This is a genomic window from Pseudomonas sp. 1 (assembly GCF_056626735.1).
This window is the reverse complement of the sequence record NZ_JBWXMQ010000010.1, coordinates 246634-271053: the sequence shown is the minus strand read 5'-3', so window position 1 is coordinate 271053 and position 24420 is coordinate 246634. Positions and strand designations below refer to the sequence as shown.

Genomic DNA, 24420 nt, shown 5'->3' with positions numbered 1-24420 from the left:
CGCCGGGGACTCATCAAACCTATCAGTTACGCAACAGCCACCCTCACCTGCCTCTCCAACTCAACCTTCAACCCCGGCTCCAGCTTCAACTGCTTCGCCAGCTCATCCAGATACGCCTTCTCCATAAAGTTCTCCTCATCCACCATCATCACGCTCGCCACGTACATCTCGGCGGCCATCTCCGGTGTGCTCGCTGCACGGGCGACGTCGGTGGGGTCGAGGGGTTTGTTGAGTTCGGCGTGGAGCCAGTGTTTGAGATCCTGATCGTTGTCGAGTCTGGTGAATTCGCCTTCGATCAGTTGGCGTTCGCGGTCGTCGATGTGGCCGTCGGCCTTGGCGGCGGCGACCAGGGCTTTGAGGATGGCCTGGCTGTGTTGTTCGACTTGCGCCGGTGGCAGGCGATCGACGGTTTGCGGTTCGTTTTGTGGAGCGGTGCCTTTCTGGGCGTTCCAGTTGCCGTAGGCTTTGTAGGCGATTACGCCCAGTGCGGCGAGGCCGCCGTAGAGGGCGACTTTACCGCCAACCTTGCGGGCCTTTTTACTGCCCAGCAGCAGGCCCATGGCGCCGGCCGCCAGGGCACCGCCGCCTGCGCCTGACAGCAAGCCGCCGAGTGCGCCGTTACTGGAAGATCCGCCCAGCAAGCCGCCCAAACCACCGGCAACCGGTTTGTTCTGCGCCCCGCCCGCCTTGTTCTGCAGCAGTTCCTGGCCGGACTTGAGGAGTTGATCGAGCAATCCACGGGTGTTCATGTTCCGTCTCCAAACAGGGGTTATCCGGATCAATAAGGCCCTCAGCCTAGTTCGAAAGTGCCCCGCGCTTGGCCGCGAGTGTGCTTCCAGATGTTGCCTGGCCCGCAGCGGTCATTCGTGAAAATAGATATACACTCGAGGCAATCTATAAAAACCGCCCACCGGGTAAACCTTCCATGATGACCTTGCGTCAGATCCGCCATTTCATCGCCGTGGCCGAGACCGGCTCGATCTCCGCCGCCGCACAAACCGCGTTCATTTCCCAATCGACCCTGACCCTGGCCATCCAGCAACTGGAGGAAGAAATCGGCGTCAGCCTGTTCAACCGCCACGCCAAGGGCATGACCCTTACCCATCAGGGCCACCAGTTCCTGCGCCAGGCGCACCTGATTCTGGCCACCGTGGACAACGCCAAACGCAGCCTGCAGCAAAGCACCGATCAGGTCGCGGGGCAGTTGATTGTCGGCGTAACCAGCCTGGTGGCCGGTTATTACCTGGCGGATTTGCTGACCCGTTTCCAGCGCGCCTATCCCAACGTCGAGATACGGGTGATGGAGGACGAACGGCCGTACATCGAGCATCTGCTGGTCAGCGGCGAGATCGATGTCGGGGTACTGATCCTCTCCAACCTCGAAGACCGCCATGCCTTGCAGACCGAAGTGCTGACCCACTCGCCGCACCGTTTGTGGCTGCCGGCCCAGCATCCGCTGCTGGAACACGACAGCATCAACCTCGCCGATGTTGCCCGGGAGCCGTTGATTCAGCTGAACGTCGACGAGATGGATCGCAATGCCCAACGCCTGTGGCGCGGCGCCGGGCTGCAACCGAAGATCACCCTCAGAACCGCGTCCACCGAGGCAGTGCGAAGTCTGGTGGCGGCGGGTCTCGGCGTTTCGATCCAGCCCGACATGACCTACCGCCCATGGTCGCTGGAAGGCGACATCATCGAGGCCCGGCCGATTGCCGACCTCAGCCAGACCCTCGACGTCGGTCTGGCCTGGCGTCGCGGCACTGCGCGACCCGCGCTGGTCGATCCGTTTCTGACCGTGGCCCGCGAGCAGCCTCACGGTGGACGCAAGCCATCTATTTAATCGAATGCCACCTTCAGTATTTAGAATTTGTCGACCCCGGAGCCGCGCACTAGTCTTGCTGCATCGATAAGACGGTCGGCTCCCGGAACAGGGAGCAACATGGCCATACAAGAAAAGAGATCACGGAAAATGGCTGGCGCGCAGACCCACATGCACACCGCGTTGCTGATCGACGGCGAACTGGTCACCGGCCAGGGTTTTGTCGAACCGATCCTCAACCCGGCCACCGGCGAAGTCCTGACCCAGATCGCCGAAGCCAGCACCGAGCAAGTTGAAGCCGCCATCCTCGCCGCCCACCGCGCCTTTGCCGAGTGGTCGCGCACCACCCCGCAACAACGCTCGAATCTCCTGCTGGAAATCGCCAACGCCGTCGAAAAACACGCCGACCACCTCGCCCGCCTCGAAGCACTGAACTGCGGCAAGCCGCTGCATCTGGCGCGGCAGGATGATTTGACCGCGACCGTCGATGTGTTCCGCTTCTTCGCCGGCGCCGTACGCTGCCAGACCGGCCAGCTCAGCGGCGAATACGTGCCGGGCTACACCAGCATGGTGCGTCGCGATCCGATTGGCGTCGTCGCGTCGATTGCGCCGTGGAACTACCCGATCATGATGGCTGCGTGGAAGATCGCCCCGGCCCTCGCCGCCGGCAATACGCTGGTGTTCAAGCCGTCCGAGCACACGCCGCTGTCGATCCTGGCGCTGGCTCCGGCACTGGCCGAAATCCTGCCGCGCGGAGTGATCAACATCGTCTGCGGCGGCGGAGAAGGCGTTGGCAGTCATCTGGTCGGGCACCCGAAAGTGCGCATGGTGTCGCTCACCGGCGATATCGTCACCGGCCAGAAAATCCTCCAGGCCGCCGCCAAAACCCTCAAACGCACGCACCTCGAACTCGGCGGCAAGGCTCCGGTGATCGTCTGCAACGATGCCGACATTAAAGCCGTGGTCGAAGGCGTGCGCACTTATGGTTATTACAACGCCGGGCAGGATTGCACGGCGGCTTGCCGGATCTACGCCCAGGCCGGGATTCACGACAAATTGGTGGCCGAACTTGGCGCGGCGGTCAGCAGGCTGCGTTTCGCCGGCAAGCGTGACGCCGACAACGAAATCGGCCCGCTGATCAGCACGCGCCAGCGCGACCGCGTGGCCAGCTTCGTCGAACGCGCCCTCGGTCAGCCGCACATCGAGCGGGTCACAGGCGCAGCGGTGCATTCGGGTGCCGGGTTCTTCTATCAACCCACGCTGTTGGCCGGTTGCAAACAGAGCGATGAAATCGTCCAGCGCGAAGTGTTCGGCCCGGTGGTGACCGTGACCCGCTTCGACGAACTGACGCAAGCGGTGGACTGGGCCAACGACTCGGAATACGGCCTCGCCTCGTCGGTGTGGACCCAGAACCTGGACAAGGCGATGCAGGTCGCCGCGCGCCTGCAATACGGCTGCACCTGGATCAACAGCCATTTCATGCTGGTCAGCGAAATGCCCCACGGCGGCCTGAAACGCTCCGGTTACGGCAAAGACTTATCCAGCGATTCGCTACAGGACTACAGCGTGGTGCGGCACATCATGGCCCGCCACGGCCAGCATCTCTGACTACGCTAATAACAAGCCGCTGACGGCATGCTTCACCGCGTTCACAACTGCCCCGACCATAATTTAAAGAAGAGGGTTCACCATGTTCGTGCACAAGACCGCACTGCTCAGTGCAATCACCATGGCCCTGCTGGCCAGCGCCAGCCTGCAGGCCGCCGAGCCGCTAAAAGCCGTCGGCGCCGGCGAAGGCCAGCTCGATATCGTCGCCTGGCCCGGCTACATCGAACGCGGTGAAAGCGACAAGGCCTACGACTGGGTGACCGGTTTCGAGAAGGAAACCGGCTGCAAGGTCAATGTGAAAACCGCCGCCACCTCCGACGAAATGGTCAGCCTGATGGCCAAGGGCGGTTACGACCTGGTGACCGCGTCAGGCGATGCATCGCTGCGGTTGATCGTCGGCAAGCGTGTGCAGCCGATCAACACCGCGTTGATCCCGAACTGGAAATCCCTCGACCCGCGCCTGAAAGACGCGCCGTGGTACGTCGTCAATAAACAAACCTACGGCACCCCGTACCAGTGGGGCCCGAACGTGTTGATGTACAACACCAACGTGTTCAAGACCGCCCCGACCAGCTGGAACGTGGTGTTCGAGGAACAGAACCTGCCCGACGGCAAGCCGAACAAGGGTCGCGTGCAAGCCTACGACGGCCCGATCTACATCGCCGACGCGGCACTTTATCTGAAATCGACCAAGCCTGAGCTGGGGATCAAGGATCCGTACCAGCTCACCGAAGATCAGTACAAGGCAGTTCTGGAACTGTTGCGTGCCCAGCAGAAGCTGATCCACCGCTACTGGCACGACACCACGGTGCAGATGAGCGACTTCAAGAACGAAGGCGTGGTGGCGTCCAGCGCCTGGCCGTATCAGGTCAACGGCCTGATCAACGACAAACAGCCGATCGCTTCGACCGTGCCGAAAGAAGGCGCCACCGGCTGGGCCGACACCACCATGCTGCACACCGAGGCCAAGCACCCGAACTGCGCGTACAAGTGGATGGACTGGTCGCTGCAACCGAAAGTCCAGGGTGATGTGGCGGCGTGGTTTGGTTCGTTGCCGGCGGTTCCGGCGGCGTGTCAGGGCAGTGAGTTGCTCGGCGCTGAAGGCTGCAAGACCAACGGGTTTGACCAGTTCGACAAGATCGCTTTCTGGAAAACCCCGCAGGCCGAGGGAGGGAAGTTTGTGCCGTACAGCCGGTGGACGCAGGACTACATTGCGATCATGGGCGGTAGGTAATCGATCTTTCCTGTGGGAGCGAGCTTGCTCGCGAAGTGGGCATCACATCCAACATTGCAGGTGACTGACCCACCGTCTTCGCGAGCAAGCTCGCTCCCACATGAGATCACCGCCAATACCGCGATCTCACCTGGCAACAGATAACCGTTGTTCGTTTTTCAGAAGTCCAGGCAGGGCCGCTGCGACGGCCCTCGCCTTTTTGGAGCACCGCACCATGACGCTTGCAGTCCAGTTCACCAACGTTTCCCGGCAGTTCGGCGAAGTGAAGGCCGTTGACCGGGTTTCCATCGATATCCAGGACGGCGAGTTCTTTTCCATGCTCGGCCCCTCCGGCTCGGGCAAGACCACGTGCCTGCGCCTGATCGCCGGGTTCGAGCAACCGAGCGCGGGCTCGATCCGCATTCACGGCGCCGAAGCCGCCGGTCTGCCGCCCTATCAGCGCGACGTCAACACGGTGTTTCAGGATTACGCACTGTTCCCGCACATGAACGTGCTGGATAACGTGGCCTACGGCCTGAAGGTCAAAGGCGTCAGCAAAACCGAGCGCCATAAACGCGCCGAAGAAGCCTTGGACATGGTCGCCCTCGGCGGCTACGGCGCGCGCAAACCGGTGCAGTTGTCCGGCGGTCAGCGCCAGCGCGTCGCCCTCGCCCGCGCGTTGGTCAATCGCCCGCGAGTGCTGTTGCTCGACGAGCCGTTGGGCGCTCTCGACTTGAAGCTGCGCGAACAGATGCAGAGCGAACTGAAGAAGCTGCAACGCCAGCTCGGCATCACTTTCATCTTCGTCACCCACGATCAGACTGAAGCGCTGTCGATGTCCGACCGCGTGGCCGTGTTCAACAAGGGTCGCATCGAACAGGTCGACACGCCGCGCACTCTGTACATGAAACCGACCACCACGTTCGTCGCCGAATTCGTCGGCACTTCGAACGTGATTCGCGGTGATCTGGCGCGCCAGCTCAGCGGCCATCCGCAGCCGTTTTCGATCCGCCCGGAACATGTGCGTTTCGCCGAAGGCCCGCTGGCCAGCCATGAAATCGAAGTCAGTGGCCTGCTCCACGACATCCAGTATCAGGGCAGCGCCACGCGCTACGAGCTGAAACTGGAAAACGGCCAGACCCTGAGCATCAGTCAGGCTAACAATCAGTGGATCGACAGCAGCGCGCAGCACCAGACCGGTCAGCGCATCAGCGCACGCTGGGCACGGGAAGCGATGATCGCGCTGCACGACACCGTTGCGAGCGAGGTGTGACATGACCGCCCTCGCCCTCCCTCAATCGGCGCCGTTGCGCAGGTTTTCCAACCTGCTCTATCGCAAACCTAATTTGTATCTGTCGATGCTGCTGGTGCCGCCGCTGCTGTGGTTCGGCGCAATCTATCTGGGCTCGCTGCTGGTGCTGTTGTGGCAAGGTTTCTACACCTTCGACGACTTCACCATGGCGGTCACGCCCGACCTGACCCTGGCCAACTTCGCCGCACTGTTCCAGCCATCGAACTTCGACATCATCCTGCGCACGCTGAGCATGGCCGTCGTGGTGTCGATCGCCAGCGCCATCGTCGCGTTCCCGATTGCCTACTACATGGCGCGCTACACCACGGGCAAGACCAAGGCGTTTTTCTACATCGCGGTGATGATGCCGATGTGGGCCAGCTACATCGTCAAGGCCTACGCCTGGACGTTGCTGCTGGCCAAGGGCGGCGTGGCGCAGTGGTTCGTTCAGCACCTGGGGCTGGAGCCGGTGCTGCAGTTCATTCTGGGGATTCCCGGGGTCGGCGGCAGCACCTTGTCGACCTCGCATCTGGGGCGGTTCATGGTGTTCGTCTACATCTGGCTGCCGTTCATGATCCTGCCGATCCAGGCCTCGCTGGAGCGCCTGCCGCCGTCGTTGCTGCAAGCCTCCGCCGACCTCGGGGCCAAGCCGCGCCAGACCTTCATGCAGGTGATTCTGCCGCTGTCGGTGCCGGGGATTGCTGCCGGTTCAATCTTCACCTTTTCGCTGACCCTGGGCGACTTCATCGTGCCGCAACTGGTGGGCCCGCCGGGCTACTTCGTCGGCAGCATGGTCTACGCGCAGCAAGGCGCGATCGGCAACATGCCGATGGCTGCCGCGTTCACGCTGGTGCCGATCGTGTTGATCGCCATTTACCTGTCCATCGTCAAACGACTGGGGGCCTTCGATGCACTCTGAAAAAGCATCTCTCGGTCTGCGCATCGCAGCCTGGGGCGGGTTGGTGTTTCTGCACTTCCCGATCCTGATCATCTTCCTCTACGCCTTCAACACCGAAGACGCGGCGTTCAGCTTTCCTCCGAAAGGCTTCACGCTGCACTGGTTCAGCGTGGCGTTTTCCCGACCGGATGTGCTGGAGGCGATCAAGCTGTCGTTGCAGATTGCCGCCATTGCCACGCTGATCGCCATGGTGCTCGGCACCCTCGCTTCCGCCGCGCTCTACCGCCGGGACTTCTTCGGCAAGCAGGGCATTTCGCTGATGCTGATCCTGCCCATCGCGCTGCCGGGGATCATCACCGGGATCGCACTGCTGGCGACCTTCAAGACGCTGGGGATCGAACCGGGGATGTTCACCATCATCGTCGGCCACGCGACGTTCTGCGTGGTGATCGTCTACAACAACGTCATCGCCCGTTTGCGCCGTACCTCGCACAGCCTGATCGAAGCGTCGATGGACCTCGGCGCCGACGGCTGGCAGACCTTCCGCTACATCATCCTGCCGAATCTCGGCTCGGCGCTGCTCGCCGGCGGCATGCTCGCGTTTGCGCTGTCGTTCGACGAAATCATCGTCACCACTTTCACCGCCGGGCATGAACGCACCTTGCCGCTGTGGTTGCTCAATCAGTTGAGCCGCCCACGGGACGTGCCGGTGACCAACGTCGTGGCGATGCTCGTGATGCTGGTGACCATGCTGCCGATCCTCGGCGCCTACTACCTGACCCGGGGTGGCGAGAGCGTGGCCGGCAGCGGCGGCAAATGAACTCATAACAGACACCACTTTCCCCTGTGGGAGCGAGCTTGCTCGCGAAGAGGCCATGACATCCAACATTGATGTCGACTGGCACACCGCTTTCGCGAGCAAGCTCGCTCCCACAGGATTTTCGGTTTCTTCTGAAAAATAACGATGGCTGCAAAGAGGACAACAACATGCAAACCAAACTCTTGATCAACGGCCAACTGGTCAACGGCGAAGGCCCGGCGCAACCGGTGCTCAACCCGGCGCGTGGCGAAGTGCTGGTGGAAATCAACGAGGCCACCGAGGCCCAGGTCGATGCCGCCGTGCGCGCCGCCGACAGTGCCTTCGCCGAATGGTCGCAGACCACGCCGAAAGACCGTTCGCTGTTGTTGCTCAAACTCGCCGACGCCATCGAAGCCCACGGCGAAGAACTGGCGAAACTGGAATCCGACAACTGCGGCAAACCCTACAGCGCCGCGCTGAACGACGAGATTCCGGCGATTGCCGACGTGTTCCGTTTCTTCGCCGGCGCCAGCCGTTGCATGAGCGGTTCGGCCGGTGGCGAATACCTGCCCGGCCACACCTCGATGATCCGCCGCGACCCGGTGGGCGTGATCGCCTCCATCGCGCCGTGGAACTACCCGCTGATGATGGTCGCCTGGAAAATCGCCCCGGCCCTCGCCGCCGGTAATACCGTGGTGCTCAAGCCATCGGAACAAACCCCGCTGACCGCGTTGCGTCTGGCCGAACTGGCGTCGGATATTTTCCCGGCCGGTGTACTCAATCTGGTGTTCGGTCGTGGGCCGAGCGTGGGCAGCCCGTTGGTGACCCATCCGAAAGTGCGCATGGTCTCGCTGACCGGCTCCATCGCGACCGGCTCGAACATCATTTCCAGCACCGCCGACAGCGTCAAACGCATGCACATGGAACTGGGCGGCAAGGCTCCGGTGATCATCTTCGACGACGCCGATATCGATGCCGCCGTCGAAGGCATTCGTACTTTCGGCTTTTACAACGCCGGCCAGGATTGCACCGCTGCGTGCAGGATCTACGCGCAGCAAGGCATTTACGACAAGTTCGTCGAGAAGCTCGGCGCGGCGGTCAGCAGCATCAAGTACGGCTTGCAGGATGATCCGTCGACCGAGCTGGGGCCGCTGATCACCGCCCAGCATCGCGACCGCGTGGCCGGGTTTGTCGAGCGCGCCGTGGCGCAACCGCACATTCGCTTGATCACCGGCGGCAAGGCTGTCGAAGGCAATGGTTTCTTCTTCGAACCGACCGTTCTGGCCGACGCCCAGCAGGATGACGAAATCGTCCGCCGCGAAGTGTTCGGGCCGGTGGTGTCGGTGACTCAATTCACCGATGAAGCCCAGGCGCTGGAGTGGGCCAACGATTCGGACTACGGCCTGGCGTCCTCGGTATGGACGGCGGATGTAGGACGCGCCCATCGCCTGTCCGCACGCTTGCAGTACGGCTGCACCTGGGTGAACACGCACTTCATGCTCGTCAGCGAAATGCCCCACGGCGGTCAGAAACTGTCCGGCTACGGCAAGGACATGTCCATGTACGGGCTGGAGGACTACACCACGGTTCGGCATGTGATGTTCAAGCACTAAAGGCATCCCCCCGGTTTCATGGCAGAAGCCGGTTATCCGCACCACCAGGCATTCAAAACAATAACTACCGATCCGGGCGGCGCTCACCAAGCCCCGCCACGGTTTCGGCTATCCGAAATCTGCCGATTTCACGGAGCAAACACACATGAGTGCATCACCCGATCTCTCAGCCGCCGTTGCCGACAGCGATGCCGAACAACTGCGCCAACTGGGCTACACCTCCAACTTCAACCGCAGCATGAGCCTGTGGGAAAACTTCGCCTTGGGCTTCACGTATCTGTCACCGGTCGTAGGGGTTTATACCCTGTTCGGCCTGTGCCTGGCGGCCGGCGGGCCTCCGATGTTCTGGGCCTACTTGCTGGTCGGTTGCGGCCAATTGCTGGTGTGCCTGATCTTCGGCGAAGTGGTGTCGCAGTTCCCGATTTCCGGCGGTGTCTACCCTTGGGCGCGGCGTCTGGTGGGCAAGAAATGGGCATGGATGGTCGGCTGGATCTACTCCATCGCCCTGTGCGTAACCATCGCCGCCGTTGCGGTCGGCGCCGGCCCGTACCTCGCCGCCATGCTGGGTTTTGAGCCGAGCAACAACACCAACATCGTCATCGCCCTGGTGCTGACGCTGTTCGCCACACTGGTCAACCTCAGCGGCACCCAAGTGCTGGCGCGGATCGCCATGTTCGGCTTCCTCTGCGAATTGGTGGGTGCGGTGATCGTCGGCGTGTACCTGCTGATTTTCAAGCGTCACCAGCCGATCAGCGTGCTGTTCAACACCTTCGATATCAGCGTCGACGGCTCCTACTTGCCGGCATTCCTCACCGCTTCGTTGGCGGGGATGTTCCTTTATTACGGCTTCGAGGCCTGCGGCGACGTGGCCGAAGAAACTCCGAACCCGAGCAAGAAAATCCCGGTGGCCATGCGCATGACCATCTACATCGGCGGCATCGCAGCGATGTTCGCTTGCCTGGCGCTGATTCTCGCCGTGCCGGACATGCAAGCGGTGATCAACGGCACCGACAAGGATCCGGTCACCACCATCCTCAACAACGCCTTCGGCCCGGTCGGTTCGAAAGTGGTGATGGCCGTGGTGATGATTTCCTTCATCTCTTGCGTCATCAGCCTGCAAGCGGCGGCGAGTCGTCTGCTGTATTCCTACGCCCGCGATGAAATGGTCATCGGCAGCCGATTGCTGAAAAAGATTTCTCCTACGACACAGGTGCCGGTTGCTGCGCTATTCGTGTCCGGCGTCCTGCCCGGCCTGATCATCGCCCTCGGCTTCTTCCTGCAAGACGCCGTCGCCACCATCGTCAGCTTCGCCGCCATCGGCATCTACCTCGCGTTCCAGATGATCGTCCTCGCCGCCCTGTACGCCCGCAGCAAAGGCTGGAAACCCAGCGGCAAATTCACCCTCGGCGCCTGGGGCTGGCCGGTGAACATCGGCGCGCTGGTGTACGGCGTCGGCGCAATCATCAACATGGCCTGGCCCCGCACGCCGGATGCCGCGTGGTACATCAACTACGCGATGGTGCTGAGCACGGCGATCGTGGTTGGGCTGGGGCTGGTTTACATGTGGATTGGCAAGCCGTATGACCATGGGAAGGCGCCGGCCGGGGATGCCTGGAAGGTGAGTCGCTAAAAACGTTTGGCCCCGGCACCGATAGAGTGCCGGGGTTCAAGAAAGCCGACGCAAAACATCAAAACAAAAGTTCGCACTGATCGTATTTCAGCGAGGAAATACGATCGAACAATTTGATTTTTTCGTTGGCTTTTTGCTTGGCGTGATCAGACATGAATGCAATCAACTCTTCGAGCTGATTGACGTCTCCCACCACTTTGAATTCCTTCTCCTTGTTGACGAAGACAAGGGACTTCTTCTTTCTAGACAGCAGTTCTATGACGTTGCTGAGCGTACCGGTGCTCTTCGCATCCCATATCATCAATCCGTAGTCAGCAGCTTCGGCCATCACCACGTCTTTCTCGGTGAAGAAAGCCCTCGATCCTTTGGAATGTTTGGAGTCCACTGTTCTGGCGGGCCACTGTCCGAGGTTGTTACGCGGCGCCGGACCGCTACAGAACACAGTGGTTCTGGATCGTTCGAGACTCAGCAGATACTCCTGAATGGAGGTATCGGCGCCACCTGCATCACCAACGACCACCTCGAATTCAGACGCAACGATATTACTGATACGCTCCTTAACCTTCGGATCAAGGTTCTTGATATTGATAGAGCCAGCAATAAATACAGTCGTCATTGAATTCACTTCCAGGTTAGCGCCGCTACGTAGATCTTCCCCACCTTCGGATATTCACGCAAGACAGCACAAGCCGCGTCCATCGACGCTCCGCTGTCAAACAAATCATCTACGACCAAAACATTCCAGCATCCCTCTGTCGTAATTTCGTCATTGACGCTAAAACTGTTTCCAATCGCAGCAACCTTGTCTGCTTTGGAGTGCAAATCCTTGAGCGACTTTCCCGTGGTCGCTTTTCGAAGCAAATCCGAGAAAACTGGCCGCCCGACAATTCGCCCCAACTCCAAAGCAACCTCAGTAACAGGTTGTCGCTGCCGGATATTTGAAGCAGGCATGGGCAGCACAAATCCTACTTGATCCAACATAGGGAACACATTTGTCGCTACCGCTTGGGCCAGTGGGCCCACCTGATTCCAGTCTTTCTGGTATTTGAGCTGGTAAGTCGCCTCACCAATCTCTGTGCGCTGATTATCGAAACAGGGGTGTCCGCGATCATCGTTGCCGAGAAAGGTACTACTTACCATGTGCTTGTCCAGCACCCATCCCTGATCCCATGGGCCGTTGATCTGTTTGAGGGACACCTTCATTGAATTCTCCATTATTCACAAAAATCCTTTGGGCCCAGTGACCAAGGGCCGAGCATTCGGGGGATGCCTGAGATTCAGATAAATAAAGGAAAAATCATGCTTCAGGTGCAGTCTGGCTGGCGGCCATACAAAAACAGGCATTTCCTACAGACGCTACCTTCGAGAAAGATCTTCGATTCCTACAACAAGCGTCGATTAACCGGGCTTGGCACCATAAGCACCTGACCGATACGCTTCTTTTCGGCAGCGAAGTCAGCAGCCCGGTGTCGAAGCCGGAACAAAGTCAAAATGGCGCAACCGCACTCATTCGAGTGGCGGCTCTATTCTCAATATTGGAGTCGACGAATGCCCAATCAAACTCAAAATCCCTCTAAAGATCATCCTTACTTCATCCCCACCGTATTCACCCGCCACAACCGCTTCCTCCACGCTCTCCTGCTCGATCACCAAGCCTGGTTCTGCGCTCAGGATCTCGGCCGCATGATGGGCCATCCCTTGAACTCACGCGTCACGCTCAAACTCGACCCCGACCAACGCCGTACCGTCCGGCTGCGCAAGTACGGCAAAGTTGTCGAGACGCCAATGGTCAGCGAATCCGGCATGTACGCGCTGCTGGTTCACCATTTCATCCCGGAAAACCGCAATCTGCGCCAATGGCTGAGCAATGAGGTGATCCCCATCCTGCGGGAAACCAGCTCAGCAACAGCGGAAACCTGCCCGAGCCTGAGCTCCGTGCATTGGGCTGGCGTCACCGTGCCGCTGCTCCACTGGCAACAACAGGCCTGGGTGAAATGGCGGGACATGCCTGAGTTGATGCTGGCACAGCGTCCCCGGTAAACCTCAAGAATGAAAAAGGGGCGGACTTCACAGTCCGCCCCTTTGGTTTTTTACTTCAAAACCGCGAAACACTCCTCATCGCATCCACCAGATACCGCATCGCAATCCGGTCGCTTTCCGACAACTCCCGGTAACGCTCCACCAGTTTCAGTTCGTCAGGACTGAGCCGGCGTCTTCGCCGGACGTTGGTGAGGCAGGGAAAGATGCCCAACATTTCGGTGATGCCTTGTCCTTTTGTCATGGACGATGTCCTTTTCCAGTACGTCAGAAATTTTCGAAAACCGCATCGCCCCGCTCCTTAAGCAGCGATTTGAGCCCTGCCGGTCGGATGGGTCATGACCGGCGATGCCCATAGAATAGAAATTAAATCGGCGCTGAAAAGCTGTTTTTAGAGTAATTAGTCGAAAAAAGCAGATATGCCCTATAAATCAGAAAAGGCTGTGGGATAAGTAACCGTAACGTCTTGTTTCATTGAGAGGCTAGCGCCGTGCTATCAGGGAATTTTGCAAAATCAGCGAACGGATTAAGCTAGCGCGCATCTGTTACTAGTCCGTAGCGTTTGGCCGAAGGCTTGTCCGAACCGTAATTTCTGATCCAGTACGTGCCAGGAAGGGCGCGGGATTGTCCACGACAGGTTGTATCTATGCACCGCAGGAATTTGCTCAAAGCGTCCATGGCCATTGCGGCTTACACCGGCCTATCCGCCTCGGGCCTGCTCGCTGCTCGCGCCTGGGCCGCCTCTGGCGGTGCCGCCGACGGTGAAGCCCAGGCCTTCGACTTTGAAACGCTGAAGCGCCAGGCCAAACAACTGGCCGGCAGCGCGTATCAGGACACCAAACAGGTGCTGCCGCCGACCCTGGCGACCATGACCCCGCAGAACTTCAACGCGATCCGCTACGACGGCGAGCATTCGCTGTGGAAGGAAAACAAGGGTCAGCTCGATGTGCAGTTTTTCCACGTCGGCATGGGTTTCCGCCAGCCGGTGCGCATGTACAGCGTCGATCCCAAGACGCGCATGGCGCGCGAGGTGCATTTCCGTCCTCAGCTGTTCAACTACGAAAACACTTCGGTCGATACCCAGCAGCTCAAGGGCGACCTGGGTTTTGCCGGCTTCAAGCTGTTCAAGGCGCCGGAACTGGATCGGCATGACGTGGTGTCGTTCCTCGGCGCCAGCTACTTCCGCGCAGTGGATGCCACTGGCCAATATGGCCTGTCCGCCCGTGGCCTGGCCGTCGACACCTACGCCAAGAAGCGCGAAGAATTCCCTGACTTCACCAAGTTCTGGTTCGAGACCCCGGATCAAAACGCGACCCGCTTCGTGGTCTACGCCCTGCTCGACTCTCCGAGTGCGACCGGCGCCTATCGCTTCGACATCGACTGCCAGGCCGAGCGCGTGGTGATGGAGATCGACGCCCACATCAATGCCCGCACTGCCATCGAGCAATTGGGCATCGCGCCGATGACCAGCATGTTCAGTTGCGGCACCCACGAGCGCCGGATGTGCGACACCATTCACCCGCAAATCCACGACTCGGATCGTCTGGCCATGTGGCGCGGTAACGGCGAGTGGATCTGCCGCCCGCTGAACAACCCGGCGACCCTGCAATTCAACGCTTTCGCCGACACCGATCCGAAAGGTTTCGGTCTGGTGCAGACCGACCACGAATTCGCCAATTATCAGGACACCGTCGACTGGTACAGCAAGCGCCCGAGCCTGTGGGTAGAACCTACAACCGCGTGGGGCGAAGGCTCTATCGATCTGCTGGAAATTCCTACAACCGGCGAGACCCTCGACAACATCGTTGCGTTCTGGACGCCGAAGAAACCGGTAGCGGCCGGCGACTCGCTGAACTACGGCTACAAGCTCTACTGGAGCGCCCTGCCGCCGGTCGGCACGCCGCTGGCGCGGGTTCATGCGACCCGTTCGGGCATGGGTGGATTTGTCGAAGGCTGGGCACCGGGCGAGCATTACCCGCCGGTCTGGGCCCGTCGTTTTGCCGTGGACTTCACCGGTGGCGGTCTGGATCGCCTGCCGCAGGGCACCGGGATCGAGCCGGTGGTGACGTGCTCCAACGGCAAGGTGCAGGACTTCAGCGTGCTGGTGCTGGATGACATCAAGGGTTACCGCATCCTGTTCGACTGGTACCCGACCAATGACAGCGTGGATCCGGTAGAACTGCGTCTGTTCATCCGTACCAACGACCGCACGCTGAGCGAGACCTGGTTATACCAGTACTTCCCGCCGGCACCGGACAAGCGCAAATACCCTTGATGATTCTCTAGCGTCAGATCGGGCCTCATCGCTGGCACGCCAGTTCCCACATGGATATCGATTGATCACCGAGTTTGTGTACAACCGAAAACCTGTGGGAGCGAGCTTGCTCGCGATGGCATCAGTCCAGGCGACAGTAAAAGTGGATATCGTGAGGTTCGAGTGCAAACAGTTCGGGATCCGGTTGCGCCAGCAACCGGCAACCCTGGCGCTGATAGAACTCCACGGTATTGCGCGACTCGGTCGCCGAGACGTACAACGCCTCGGCGCCAACCTCTCGGCCATGGGCGCAAGCCAGGGCAAACAATCGCCCGCCCAATCCATGCCCCCGCCAGACACGGCTGATGTGCAGAAACTTCAACTGCCGCATGTTCAGGCCCTGATTGTGAATAACCCGGTTATCCACAACCACCGCAGCCACCAGTGTTTCGCCATCGAAAATCCCGTGTAGCCACCCGCCACTGCGCCAGCACTTTTCCAATACCCGCGCATTCTCCTCCGCCTCGCCTTCGGGCCATCCGCGCATGTCGAAACGCGCCGGATACAGAATCAACTCACCGTTTTCCACGCGATAGCATTCCTCGACTAACTCGCTGCGGTCGATCAGCGCCAGCCGCGGCAAGTCCGATTCAGTCAGCGCTCGTTCGATCAACATTGCGATCCATTCCTTTGCAATTCCAAACGACAGACAAGAAAAAACCCGCCGGTTCAATGGCGGGTTTTATAGGCTTTGCGACAGGCCGGAATCAATCCCGCAGATCAGACTCGTGAATCGGCTGATCCCGATGGGTCGCACGTTGATACTGCGCCGGCCACACCGCTTTGCGTCCGCCCAGGTCATCGTCGGCATGCAGTGGCCAGTACGGATCACGCAGCAACTCACGGGCGAGGAAGATGATGTCGGCCTGACAGGTTCGCAAAATGTGCTCGGCTTGCGCAGGCTCGGTAATCATTCCCACGGTGCCGGTGGCGATACCTGACTCCTTGCGTACCCGCTCGGCGAAGCGCGTCTGATAACCCGGCCCCACGGGGATTTCGGCGTTGGCCGCCGTGCCGCCCGATGACACGTCGATCAGGTCAGCCCCCAAAGCTTTCAGGCGGCGCGCCAGCTCTACGGTTTCATCGGGATTCCAGCCGTCCTCGACCCAGTCGGTGGCCGACAGACGCACAAAAACCGGCAGTTCTTCCGGCCACACCGCGCGTACCGCCTCGGTCACTTGCAGCACCAGACGAATGCGGTTTTCGAACGAACCTCCGTACTGATCGCGGCGCTGGTTACTCAATGGTGAAAGGAACTGGTGCAGCAGATAACCGTGCGCCGCATGCACCTCGACCACACTGAAACCGGCGGTTAGCGCGCGTTTGGCCGCTGCCACGAAGTCCTGAATGACGTGAGCGATCTGCCCTTCATCCAGTTGTTTCGGCTGGGTGTGTTGCGGATCAAAGGCAATCGGCGACGGCCCGACCGGCGTCCAGCCACCATCCTCCGGTTTGACGCTGCCATGCTTGCCGATCCATGGCCGATGGGTGCTGGCCTTGCGCCCGGCGTGGGCCAGTTGAATGCCGGCCACTGCGCCCTGGGCGTTGATAAAACGGGTGATGCGTTGCAGCGGTGCGATCTGTTCGTCGTTCCACAGGCCCAGGTCTTCGGCGGTGATCCGCCCGTCGGCCGTGATCGCCGTGGCTTCGGTGAATACCAGGCCAGCGCCCCCCACGGCACGGCTGCCGAGGTGCACCAGATGCCAGTCGTTGGCCAGGCCATCAACGCTGGAATACTGGCACATGGGCGACACGGCGATGCGGTTGGACAGGGTCAGTTGGCGAAGGGTAAAGGGTTCAAGCAGCAGACTCATGGGGCACCTCTCAATTCAGTGGGCAGGCTCCAGGGTTCTGTTTGAAAAGTCGACGAGTGACAGGAAAAAGGTGCAGCACCCGCCCCCGCGGGCAAAAAATTCGACAAGACGTCACAAGGCCAATCAAGCAGTGCTTAGAGCCTAGTCGACATCCGGGGATGAGGGAGGGTTCAGAAATGAAACAGCACAATTGAAGATTGCCTGCGCCCCTTCAGTAAAGGGCGCAATGAGCTTTAGCGCGGCTCGATGTGGGCAATCATCAACTGCACGGTTTCATTGCCGCGAAACTCGTTGAGATCGAGTTTGTAGGCCAGTTCGACCCATTTGATCGTCGGGTTCGGCCAGATATCGCGATCAATGCCGAACGCGATGCCATCAAGCTTCACCGACCCGCATTCGGTTTTCAGCACCACTTTGAGATGCCGCTCGCCGACCACCCGCTGCTCGACCAACTGGAACACGCCGTGAAACAGCGGCTCCGGAAAGTGCTGGCCCCATGGCCCGGCGTGGCGCAGGGCGCGGGCCAGTTCCAGATGAAACTCCTCGACCGCCAATGTGCCATCTGACAGCAGGCGCCCGGTCAGGTCTTCTTCGCGAAGTTGCCTACGCACTTCGGCGTCGAATGCCTCGGCAAACAACGGAAAATTCTCCTGCCGCAAGGTCAAGCCCGCCGCCATCGCGTGGCCACCGTACTTCGCGATCAGGTCTGGATGTTGCGCCGCAACCACGCTCAGCGCATCACGGATATGAAAACCCTGCACCGAGCGCCCCGAGCCCTTGAGCAAACCATCGCCTGCATCGGCGAAGGCGATGGTCGGGCGGAAATACCGCTCTTTCATCCGCGACGCCAGAATGCCGATGACACCCTGGTGCCATTCCGGATCGAACAGGCAAAGACCGAAAGGCATCGACTCGACCGGCAAGTCCTTGAGCTGGGCCAGCGCCTCGCGCTGCATGCCTTGCTCGATGGATTTGCGATCCTGATTCATGCCGTCCAGTTGCGCAGCCATCTCACGGGCCAGCGCAGCGTCGTGGGTCAGCAGGCACTCGATGCCCAGGCTCATGTCATCCAGACGCCCTGCTGCGTTAAGGCGCGGGCCGACGATGAAACCGAGGTCGGTCGACGTGATGCGCGAGGCTTCACGCTTGGCCACTTCCAGGATGGCCTTGATTCCCGGCCGCGCACGCCCGGCGCGAATCCGCTCCAGGCCCTGATGCACCAGAATCCGGTTGTTGGCATCCAGCGGCACCACGTCGGCAACGCTGCCCAACGCCACCAGATCCAGCAGTTCGCCGATGTTCGGTTGTGGTTTGCTCTCGTACCAGCCGAGGCTGCGCAGGCGCGCACGCAAGGCCATCAACACGTAAAAAATCACCCCGACACCGGCCAGCGCCTTGCTCGGGAACTCGCAGCCGGGCTGGTTCGGATTGACCAGTGCATCGGCCAGCGGCAGTTCGTCGCCGGGCAAGTGATGGTCGGTGATCAATACCTTCAGACCGTGACGTTTCGCGGCCGCCACACCTTCAACGCTGGAAATACCGTTATCAACGGTGATCAACAGTTGCGGCTCGCGGGTCATCGCGACTTCGACGATTTCCGGCGTCAGGCCGTAGCCGTATTCGAAGCGGTTCGGCACCAGATAATCGACGTGCGCCGCGCCCAGCAGGCGCAAGCCGAGCACGCCGACGGTACTGGCCGTCGCGCCGTCGGCGTCGAAGTCGCCGACGATCAGGATCCGCTGACGCTGCTCCAGCGCCGTCACCAACAGGTCCACCGCCGCATCGATCCCTTTGAGCTGCTGGAACGGGATCAGCCGCGCCAGGCTCTTGTCCAGCTCCGCCTCGGACTGCACGCCCCGCGCCGCGTACAGGCGGGTCAACAGGGGTGGCAGTTCACCGAGAAACGGCAGAGTGGCGGGCAACGGGCGAGGATCGATACGCATGGGCTAACAGAAGCTTCTCTTGAATACGTGGGATTTTTCGGGAATAGCGCGGACTTAACCGCGCTCGCCTTGCAGCCAGGTGAGCTGGACTTCGTGTTGACCACGGTCGTCAGTCACGAAGATCGTGCCTTCGCTGATCATCACGTCCCACTTGATGACGCGGGGCATGTCCTGGGCCAGGGTTTCCAGCACTTCCTGCGGAACGGCTGCGATGTTGACGTTCTTCAGGTTCTTGATTGCCGGGATTACCTTGCCTTCCCAGACGCGCAGGCTGCCGTAGGCCAGCAGGCTGGTGCGCTCGGTGCGACGGGAGCACCAGGTCAGACGATCCGCATCAGGCTGGCCGACTTCGATCCAGTGCAGGACACGATCGTCCAGGCTCTTTTCCCACAGCGCAGGTTCATCCACGTCCGACAGACCACGACCGAACGACAGTTGCTCGTTGTACCAGAGCGCGTAGGCCAACAGGCGCACGGTCATGCGTTCTTCGGTTTCCGAAGGGTGACGGGCGATGGTCTGCTTCACGTTCTCGTAGACGCTGCGGTCGAGATCGGTGAGGTTCAGTTCGAATTTGTAGGTAGTGGACGGCTGGGCCATGAACGGGCTTCTTGATACGAGGAAAGTCGGCAAGTCTAACCGATGCTGTAGGCAATCCACGAATTGATGGCGATCAACCTTGCGCGACTGACAGCCGGCTATGTTAAAACGCTCTATCTGCTCAGCCTTGTCCTACAGGATCTCGCATGCCGTTCGCCAACAAACCGCTCAGCGGTCTGAAAGTCATTGAATTGGGTACTTTGATTGCCGGGCCGTTTGCCTCGCGCATCTGCGGCGAGTTCGGCGCCGAAGTGATCAAGATCGAGTCGCCGGACGGCGGTGATCCGCTGCGCAAATGGCGCAAGTTGTACGAAGGCACGTCGCTGTGGTGGTTCGTCCAGGCACGCAATAAAAAGTCACTGACCCTGAACCTGAAACACCCCGATGGCCTGGCGATCCTGAAAAAACTGCTGAGCGAAGCCGACATCCTGATCGAGAACTTTCGCCCCGGCGTGCTGGAAAAACTCGGCCTGAGCTGGGAAACCCTGCATGCGCTGAACCCGAAACTGGTGATGGTGCGTCTGTCGGGTTTCGGCCAGACCGGGCCAATGAAAGACCAGCCAGGTTTCGGTGCCGTTGGTGAATCCATGGGCGGCCTGCGCTACATCACCGGTTTCGAAGACCGCCCGCCAGTACGCACCGGCATTTCCATCGGCGACTCGATTGCCGCCCTGTGGGGCGTGATCGGCGCGTTGATGGCTTTGCGTCATCGCGAGGTCAACGGCGGGCTCGGTCAGGTGGTCGATGTGGCGCTGTACGAAGCGATCTTCGCCATGATGGAAAGCATGGTGCCGGAATTCGATGTGTTCGGTTTTATCCGTGAACGCACCGGCAACATCATGCCGGGCATCACGCCGTCGTCGATCCACACCAGTGCCGACGGCAAACATGTGCAGATCGGTGCCAATGGCGATGCGATCTTCAAGCGCTTCATGCTGATCATCGGCCGCGAAGATCTGGCCAATGACCCGGCGCTGGCCAGCAATGACGGACGCGACAGCCGTCGTGACGAGTTGTATGGGGTGATCGACCGCTGGGTCAACTCGCTGCCGCTGCAAACGGTACTGGACCTGCTGAACCAGGCCGAAGTGCCGGCGAGCCGGATCTTCAGCGCCGAAGACATGTTCAACGATCCGCAGTACCTGGCCCGGGAAATGTTCCTGCACGCCAAACTGCCGGACGGCAAACCCTTCAAGATGCCGGGCATCGTGCCGAAACTCTCTGAGACACCCGGCACGTCCGAATGGGTCGGACCGCAGCTCGGTGAACACAATGCGCAGGTACTTCACGATCTTGGCTACGACGAGAAGCAGGTCGCCCGGCTGCGCGAAGACGGAGCCATCTGAGCTGAAGCGCCTGATGCCCTCGGCCTCGAACCGCGCCCACCATTGGTGGACCTGGCGGTTGTTCGGCCTGCTATTGCTGCTGGTACTGCCGGCGTGGGCGCAGGCCAAACCGACGTTGATCTGGCTGCTGCGCGACCTGCCGCCGCTGACGATCTTAGAAGGCCCGAAAAAGGGCCAGGGCGTTATCGATCAATTGATGCCGATGCTGATTGCCGGCATGCCGCAATACGAACACACCTTGATGCGGGTCAATCGCGCCCGCGGCAATCAAATGCTCCATGAACACCCCTTCGCCTGCGATCCGTCGCTGGTCTGGAACAAGGAGCGGGCGCAATGGATCGCCTTCTCCATCCCCGCGTTTCGCGCGGTCAGCAATGGTTTGGTGGTGCGTCAGAGAGATCGCGAAGTGCTCGAGCCATTTCTGGTCGAGGGCGAAGCCGACCTGTCGGCATTTTTGGCCAACGGCGAGCGAAAAGTCGGGGTGGTCGCGGAACGCAGTTATGGCGAGTACATCGATACATTGCTGCATCAGGCACCGGGCGGCGCGTTGACGCCGCATTACGGCAACGATGCGCTCAGCAGCCTGCTGTCGATGCAGCGTCTGGGGCGTTTGCAGGTGGTGCTGGGTTACTGGCCTGAAATCCGCTATCAGGCACGGCAGGCCGAGATCGCCGAGAATGAATTGCTGTTCTTTCCGATTCGCGGCACGGACAAGTATCTGTCAGGCCATGTCGGCTGCACCGACACCACGGCGGGTCGACAGGCGATCACCGAGATCAATCAGCTGTTGCGCACCCTGCCCCACGAACATCTCGACCAGCTCTATGCCGATTGGCTCGACCCCGAGAGTCGCCAGGACTATCTGGAGCAGGCGCGGATTTTCTTCCAGCAACAAGCCGCGCAGTGAAATCCGGGCAAAAAGAAACCCCGAGAAGTGGGGAGACGACTCGGGGTTAAACGTGGTCTGAATCAAAGACCCGTAGCAGCAAGCCACAAGCACCGGAGCACAATGCTTGATCCTGCTGTTACGGGGTCTGACTGACTTGGATGCAGGAAGGTTCCCACAAAAGAAAAATCAGTTTCAGAGGGTCGGGTGCTTGTCGAGGGCTGCGTTTCGCAACGCGGCGATGACACAGGGCTCCAGCCGGCCTTCGGCAATCAGGATGTCACGGTGCAGGCCGTCGACCACATCGGTCAGCTGGCGCTTGTCGCTCAATTGCGCCTGATTGAATTCGCGCTCCACCACGATCGCGCCGTTGCCGTTCTTCAAGGTCACCAGGCATTCGCCGTGGCGACCCCGAGGGGTCAACGTCACCTGATACGGGCTCAGAGCCTCACCGAGCAATAGACTGATACTTTCCATCTCGATCTCCACTCAATAGTCCGAAAACACAGTGTCTGGGGCGTGTTCACAGTAAATGACCACCGGCCCGAGAGGAAAGTTCTGCCTGCCGCCGGCCTCTCCCGGAGCGTCACCGGCCTATCGGAGCATGCATGGCGAAGATGACAGAAAAATAACCATGGGGCTCAAGCGTCGACGGAATGCCGGGGGGTCGCCATGTAGGTGTCCAGCAGACTCCTCATCAACACCGCAGAGACCGGTGTGTGCAGGCGGCCCAGCAAGGTAATCCCGTGCTCGCCCAGCAACGTTTCCAGTTCGTCCAGCAGGCTGGGGGCCACGGTGCCCAGCAGGATCATCGCCCGCGCGCCCTTCCGGTCGGCCAGATGCCGGATCAGCGCCAACCCGTCACCGTTCTGCAATCGCGGGTTGCACAGGGTGATGTCGACGGCTCCGCGGCGCTCCAGTGAGCGCTTGGCCGAACCCAGCGACGGCGCGGTCAGGACATCGTAGATACCGATGGCGTTGAGCATCTGGTGCAACGCCATCAGCTGGAACGGATTGGGTTCTAGAATCAGGATCTTGAGCGAGCGCATGGGACGACCTCTGGAGCGACAATCGCGGATTCACGCCGCAGTGGCCTGTCACTCTAGGGCAGTCGTCCTAAGCCTCCCATCAGAAAAGGAATCGCGGTTTATAGGACTTTTCCCATCTTTAATGCAGACATCGACACCCGCTCTCCTTTCGACGCTCGGTGATGTCCGTCCAGCCGCCAAGCAGACCGCGCAGTTTTCCGTCGGCACAGTAAAACGGCACCGTCCACTGATAGATCTGACGAGGGCCGCTCTTGAACATCAGTTGCCGTTTGCTGAAGCGCGTTTTACGCGTGCCCAGTTGCGCCATGAATTCGTCGTGCAGCATCAGTGCCGTCGCCTGTGGAAGTGCGTCGAACTCGAACAGCATCCGCCCCTGGACCTGCTCCTGACGGACCGACAGCGCATCTTCATAACTGCGGTTGCACATGATCAACCGACCCTGCAGATCGCGCACGAACACGGGATCGGGCATCGCATCGATCAGCGCATGTTGAAAGGCCAATTGATCTCGCAGATCCTTTTCGGCCGCACGTCTCTGTTTAATCTCGGCCGCCAGTCGACGGTTCCACAACAACGACAGGAGTCCGAACACTCCGAGTCCGCCTATCGCCCAGCATCCCCCCCTTGATCAGTTGCGACGTGATCGAGGGTGTCGGCGCGGGAGCAATGCCATCCAGCCATTTCATGCGCATGGCGCGCAGTTCGGCCGCAGAGAAAGCGCCCAAGGCCTTGTTGAGGATGCTCACCAGCTCGGGCAGCCCTTTGCGTACTGCCAGATGGTCAGCCTCCCACTTGCCCTCTACTAGACCGCCGACCCTGAGCAGGCCAGAGGGAAACAGCTGAGCGCCGATCTCGTTTTCGATGGTGGCGTAGGCCTCGCCACTCTCGACCAGGGCCCGTGCCTCTGCATACGTCTTGACCGAGCGGATCTCGATTGCCGGGTAGTCGCGTCGAATGCTGTCCTCCAGTGCATGCCGGGCCGGCAGCACCAGCACCCGCTTGGCCAGCGCCGCAAGCGACTGTATCGCGGGCTCGTCAGCGTGCCCGACGAACACCCAGCCGGCACCGCCGAACGCGTGACTGAAATCCAGAAACGCCTTGCGCTCGTCGTTCATCGCCAGCGTTGTGCTGATATCGGCCACACCACTCTGGAGCCGTTCAAGCAGGTGATCGGTGGAGAATGACTCCTGATGCACAAACTGCAGGCCGGTCAAGGCACTGATGTGCGACAGGACATCGTTGTTCAAGCCGCTCCACTGGCCATGCTCATCCTGAAACAGATACAACGGGTACTGCACCGAGGCGACGGTCACTCGGGGGTTATCTCGAATCCATTGACGCTCGTGCTCATCGAGCTCGATCGGCTGAACATCCTCCAGCGCAACGGAATGCTTCGCCAGATGGCCTGCTTCAGCCCACGGTGACAGCCCGAAGCAGCCCAATAAAAACAACCAGCACAGGGCTGGTTTCAATCCTGAAAAAAACCGCATTGCCACATCCTTCGTCATCGACTCGCCCGTCCTTGGTGGGCGAAACGCGCGCAGTGTGGCATGCAAAAACAAG

22 protein-coding genes and 1 pseudogene are annotated in these 24420 nt (G+C 60.3%); 12 read left to right on the top strand and 11 right to left on the bottom strand.

The genetic code is table 11. The features are described from left to right. Positions 1-26: 26 nt before the first annotated feature. Positions 27-749, bottom strand: a complete 723-nt coding sequence (locus AC1MDC_RS17460; RefSeq protein ID WP_480393403.1) for a tellurite resistance TerB family protein — start codon at positions 747-749, stop codon at positions 27-29. 176 nt (positions 750-925) lie between these two features. Here AC1MDC_RS17460 and AC1MDC_RS17455 point away from each other — a divergent pair, with 176 nt between their 5' ends. The 8 genes from AC1MDC_RS17455 to AC1MDC_RS17420 all read left to right on the top strand — a co-directional run bounded on the left by AC1MDC_RS17455 (position 926) and on the right by AC1MDC_RS17420 (position 10871). After that, positions 926-1840 carry a LysR family transcriptional regulator gene (locus AC1MDC_RS17455; RefSeq protein WP_065259672.1) on the top strand — a complete coding sequence of 305 codons (915 nt, stop codon included), beginning with the start codon at positions 926-928 and terminating at the stop codon, positions 1838-1840. A 99-nt stretch (positions 1841-1939) separates the two neighbouring features. After that, a complete protein-coding gene (locus AC1MDC_RS17450) occupies positions 1940-3427 on the top strand; it encodes a gamma-aminobutyraldehyde dehydrogenase (protein ID WP_480393402.1) in 1488 nt (495 codons plus the stop codon). A gap of 82 nt (positions 3428-3509) precedes the next feature. Beyond that, a complete protein-coding gene (gene ydcS, locus AC1MDC_RS17445) occupies positions 3510-4661 on the top strand; it encodes a putative ABC transporter substrate-binding protein YdcS (RefSeq protein ID WP_234204555.1) in 1152 nt (383 codons plus the stop codon). 214 nt (positions 4662-4875) lie between these two features. Beyond that, entirely contained in the window at positions 4876-5913 is a 1038-nt protein-coding gene (locus AC1MDC_RS17440) for an ABC transporter ATP-binding protein (protein ID WP_085702556.1), read from the top strand. A gap of 1 nt (position 5914) precedes the next feature. After that, positions 5915-6850, top strand: coding sequence for an ABC transporter permease (locus tag AC1MDC_RS17435; RefSeq protein WP_007954664.1), 936 nt, complete (start codon positions 5915-5917; stop codon positions 6848-6850). Further along, positions 6840-7649: an ABC transporter permease gene (locus AC1MDC_RS17430; RefSeq protein WP_085697286.1), complete on the top strand. Its 810-nt coding sequence runs from the start codon at positions 6840-6842 to the stop codon at positions 7647-7649. The genes AC1MDC_RS17435 and AC1MDC_RS17430 overlap by 11 nt, the downstream gene beginning before the upstream one ends. Before the next feature lie 167 nt (positions 7650-7816). Further along, positions 7817-9241, top strand: a complete 1425-nt coding sequence (locus tag AC1MDC_RS17425) for a gamma-aminobutyraldehyde dehydrogenase (protein ID WP_085697285.1) — start codon at positions 7817-7819, stop codon at positions 9239-9241. A gap of 145 nt (positions 9242-9386) precedes the next feature. Next, positions 9387-10871, top strand: coding sequence for an APC family permease (locus AC1MDC_RS17420; RefSeq protein ID WP_480393401.1), 1485 nt, complete (start codon positions 9387-9389; stop codon positions 10869-10871). Between the two features lie 58 nt (positions 10872-10929). On the opposite strand, the gene AC1MDC_RS17415 is transcribed toward AC1MDC_RS17420, so the two are convergent. Both AC1MDC_RS17415 and AC1MDC_RS17410 read right to left on the bottom strand, forming a co-directional pair. After that, positions 10930-11487: a hypothetical protein gene (locus AC1MDC_RS17415; protein WP_085697283.1), complete on the bottom strand. Its 558-nt coding sequence runs from the start codon at positions 11485-11487 to the stop codon at positions 10930-10932. 5 nt (positions 11488-11492) lie between these two features. Then, positions 11493-12074 (bottom strand): ComF family protein, encoded by a 582-nt coding sequence (locus tag AC1MDC_RS17410; RefSeq protein ID WP_234204549.1) that lies wholly within the window; start codon positions 12072-12074, stop codon positions 11493-11495. A gap of 345 nt (positions 12075-12419) precedes the next feature. On the opposite strand from AC1MDC_RS17410, the gene AC1MDC_RS17405 reads away from it, so the two are divergent. Beyond that, positions 12420-12911 carry a BRO-N domain-containing protein gene (locus AC1MDC_RS17405; RefSeq protein ID WP_480393400.1) on the top strand — a complete coding sequence of 164 codons (492 nt, stop codon included), beginning with the start codon at positions 12420-12422 and terminating at the stop codon, positions 12909-12911. Positions 12912-12966: 55 nt separating this feature from the next. On the opposite strand, the gene AC1MDC_RS17400 is transcribed toward AC1MDC_RS17405, so the two are convergent. Continuing rightward, positions 12967-13152 (bottom strand): hypothetical protein, encoded by a 186-nt coding sequence (locus tag AC1MDC_RS17400; RefSeq protein WP_007954656.1) that lies wholly within the window; start codon positions 13150-13152, stop codon positions 12967-12969. Between the two features lie 402 nt (positions 13153-13554). Between AC1MDC_RS17400 and AC1MDC_RS17395 the strand changes: the two genes are divergently transcribed. Further along, positions 13555-15183, top strand: coding sequence for a glucan biosynthesis protein D (locus AC1MDC_RS17395; protein ID WP_085697280.1), 1629 nt, complete (start codon positions 13555-13557; stop codon positions 15181-15183). A gap of 121 nt (positions 15184-15304) precedes the next feature. Here the strand turns inward: AC1MDC_RS17395 and AC1MDC_RS17390 are convergent, their stop codons facing one another. From AC1MDC_RS17390 to AC1MDC_RS17375, 4 genes are all read right to left on the bottom strand, one after another. Continuing rightward, positions 15305-15838, bottom strand: coding sequence for a GNAT family N-acetyltransferase (locus AC1MDC_RS17390; RefSeq protein WP_480393399.1), 534 nt, complete (start codon positions 15836-15838; stop codon positions 15305-15307). Between the two features lie 91 nt (positions 15839-15929). Continuing rightward, positions 15930-17036, bottom strand: a complete 1107-nt coding sequence (locus AC1MDC_RS17385; RefSeq protein ID WP_480393398.1) for an NADH:flavin oxidoreductase/NADH oxidase — start codon at positions 17034-17036, stop codon at positions 15930-15932. A 233-nt stretch (positions 17037-17269) separates the two neighbouring features. After that, positions 17270-18979, bottom strand: coding sequence for a single-stranded-DNA-specific exonuclease RecJ (gene recJ / locus AC1MDC_RS17380; RefSeq protein ID WP_085702551.1), 1710 nt, complete (start codon positions 18977-18979; stop codon positions 17270-17272). 54 nt (positions 18980-19033) lie between these two features. Further along, positions 19034-19576 carry a YaeQ family protein gene (locus AC1MDC_RS17375; protein WP_007954646.1) on the bottom strand — a complete coding sequence of 181 codons (543 nt, stop codon included), beginning with the start codon at positions 19574-19576 and terminating at the stop codon, positions 19034-19036. Between the two features lie 146 nt (positions 19577-19722). Here AC1MDC_RS17375 and AC1MDC_RS17370 point away from each other — a divergent pair, with 146 nt between their 5' ends. Both AC1MDC_RS17370 and AC1MDC_RS17365 read left to right on the top strand, forming a co-directional pair. Then, complete coding sequence (locus AC1MDC_RS17370; RefSeq protein WP_480393397.1) at positions 19723-20922, top strand: CaiB/BaiF CoA transferase family protein; 1200 nt, start codon at positions 19723-19725, stop codon at positions 20920-20922. A 13-nt stretch (positions 20923-20935) separates the two neighbouring features. Further along, on the top strand, positions 20936-21829 hold the full coding sequence (locus tag AC1MDC_RS17365) for a TIGR02285 family protein (RefSeq protein ID WP_227234553.1): 894 nt from the start codon (positions 20936-20938) through the stop codon (positions 21827-21829). A gap of 174 nt (positions 21830-22003) precedes the next feature. On the opposite strand, the gene AC1MDC_RS17360 is transcribed toward AC1MDC_RS17365, so the two are convergent. The 3 genes and pseudogenes from AC1MDC_RS17360 to AC1MDC_RS17350 all read right to left on the bottom strand — a co-directional run bounded on the left by AC1MDC_RS17360 (position 22004) and on the right by AC1MDC_RS17350 (position 24347). Further along, complete coding sequence (locus tag AC1MDC_RS17360) at positions 22004-22285, bottom strand: DUF3509 domain-containing protein (protein ID WP_085697275.1); 282 nt, start codon at positions 22283-22285, stop codon at positions 22004-22006. A gap of 164 nt (positions 22286-22449) precedes the next feature. Continuing rightward, positions 22450-22857, bottom strand: coding sequence for a response regulator (locus tag AC1MDC_RS17355; RefSeq protein ID WP_085697274.1), 408 nt, complete (start codon positions 22855-22857; stop codon positions 22450-22452). 118 nt (positions 22858-22975) lie between these two features. Then, a pseudogene (locus AC1MDC_RS17350) lies at positions 22976-24347 on the bottom strand (transporter substrate-binding domain-containing protein). Between the last annotated feature and the right edge of the window lie 73 nt (positions 24348-24420).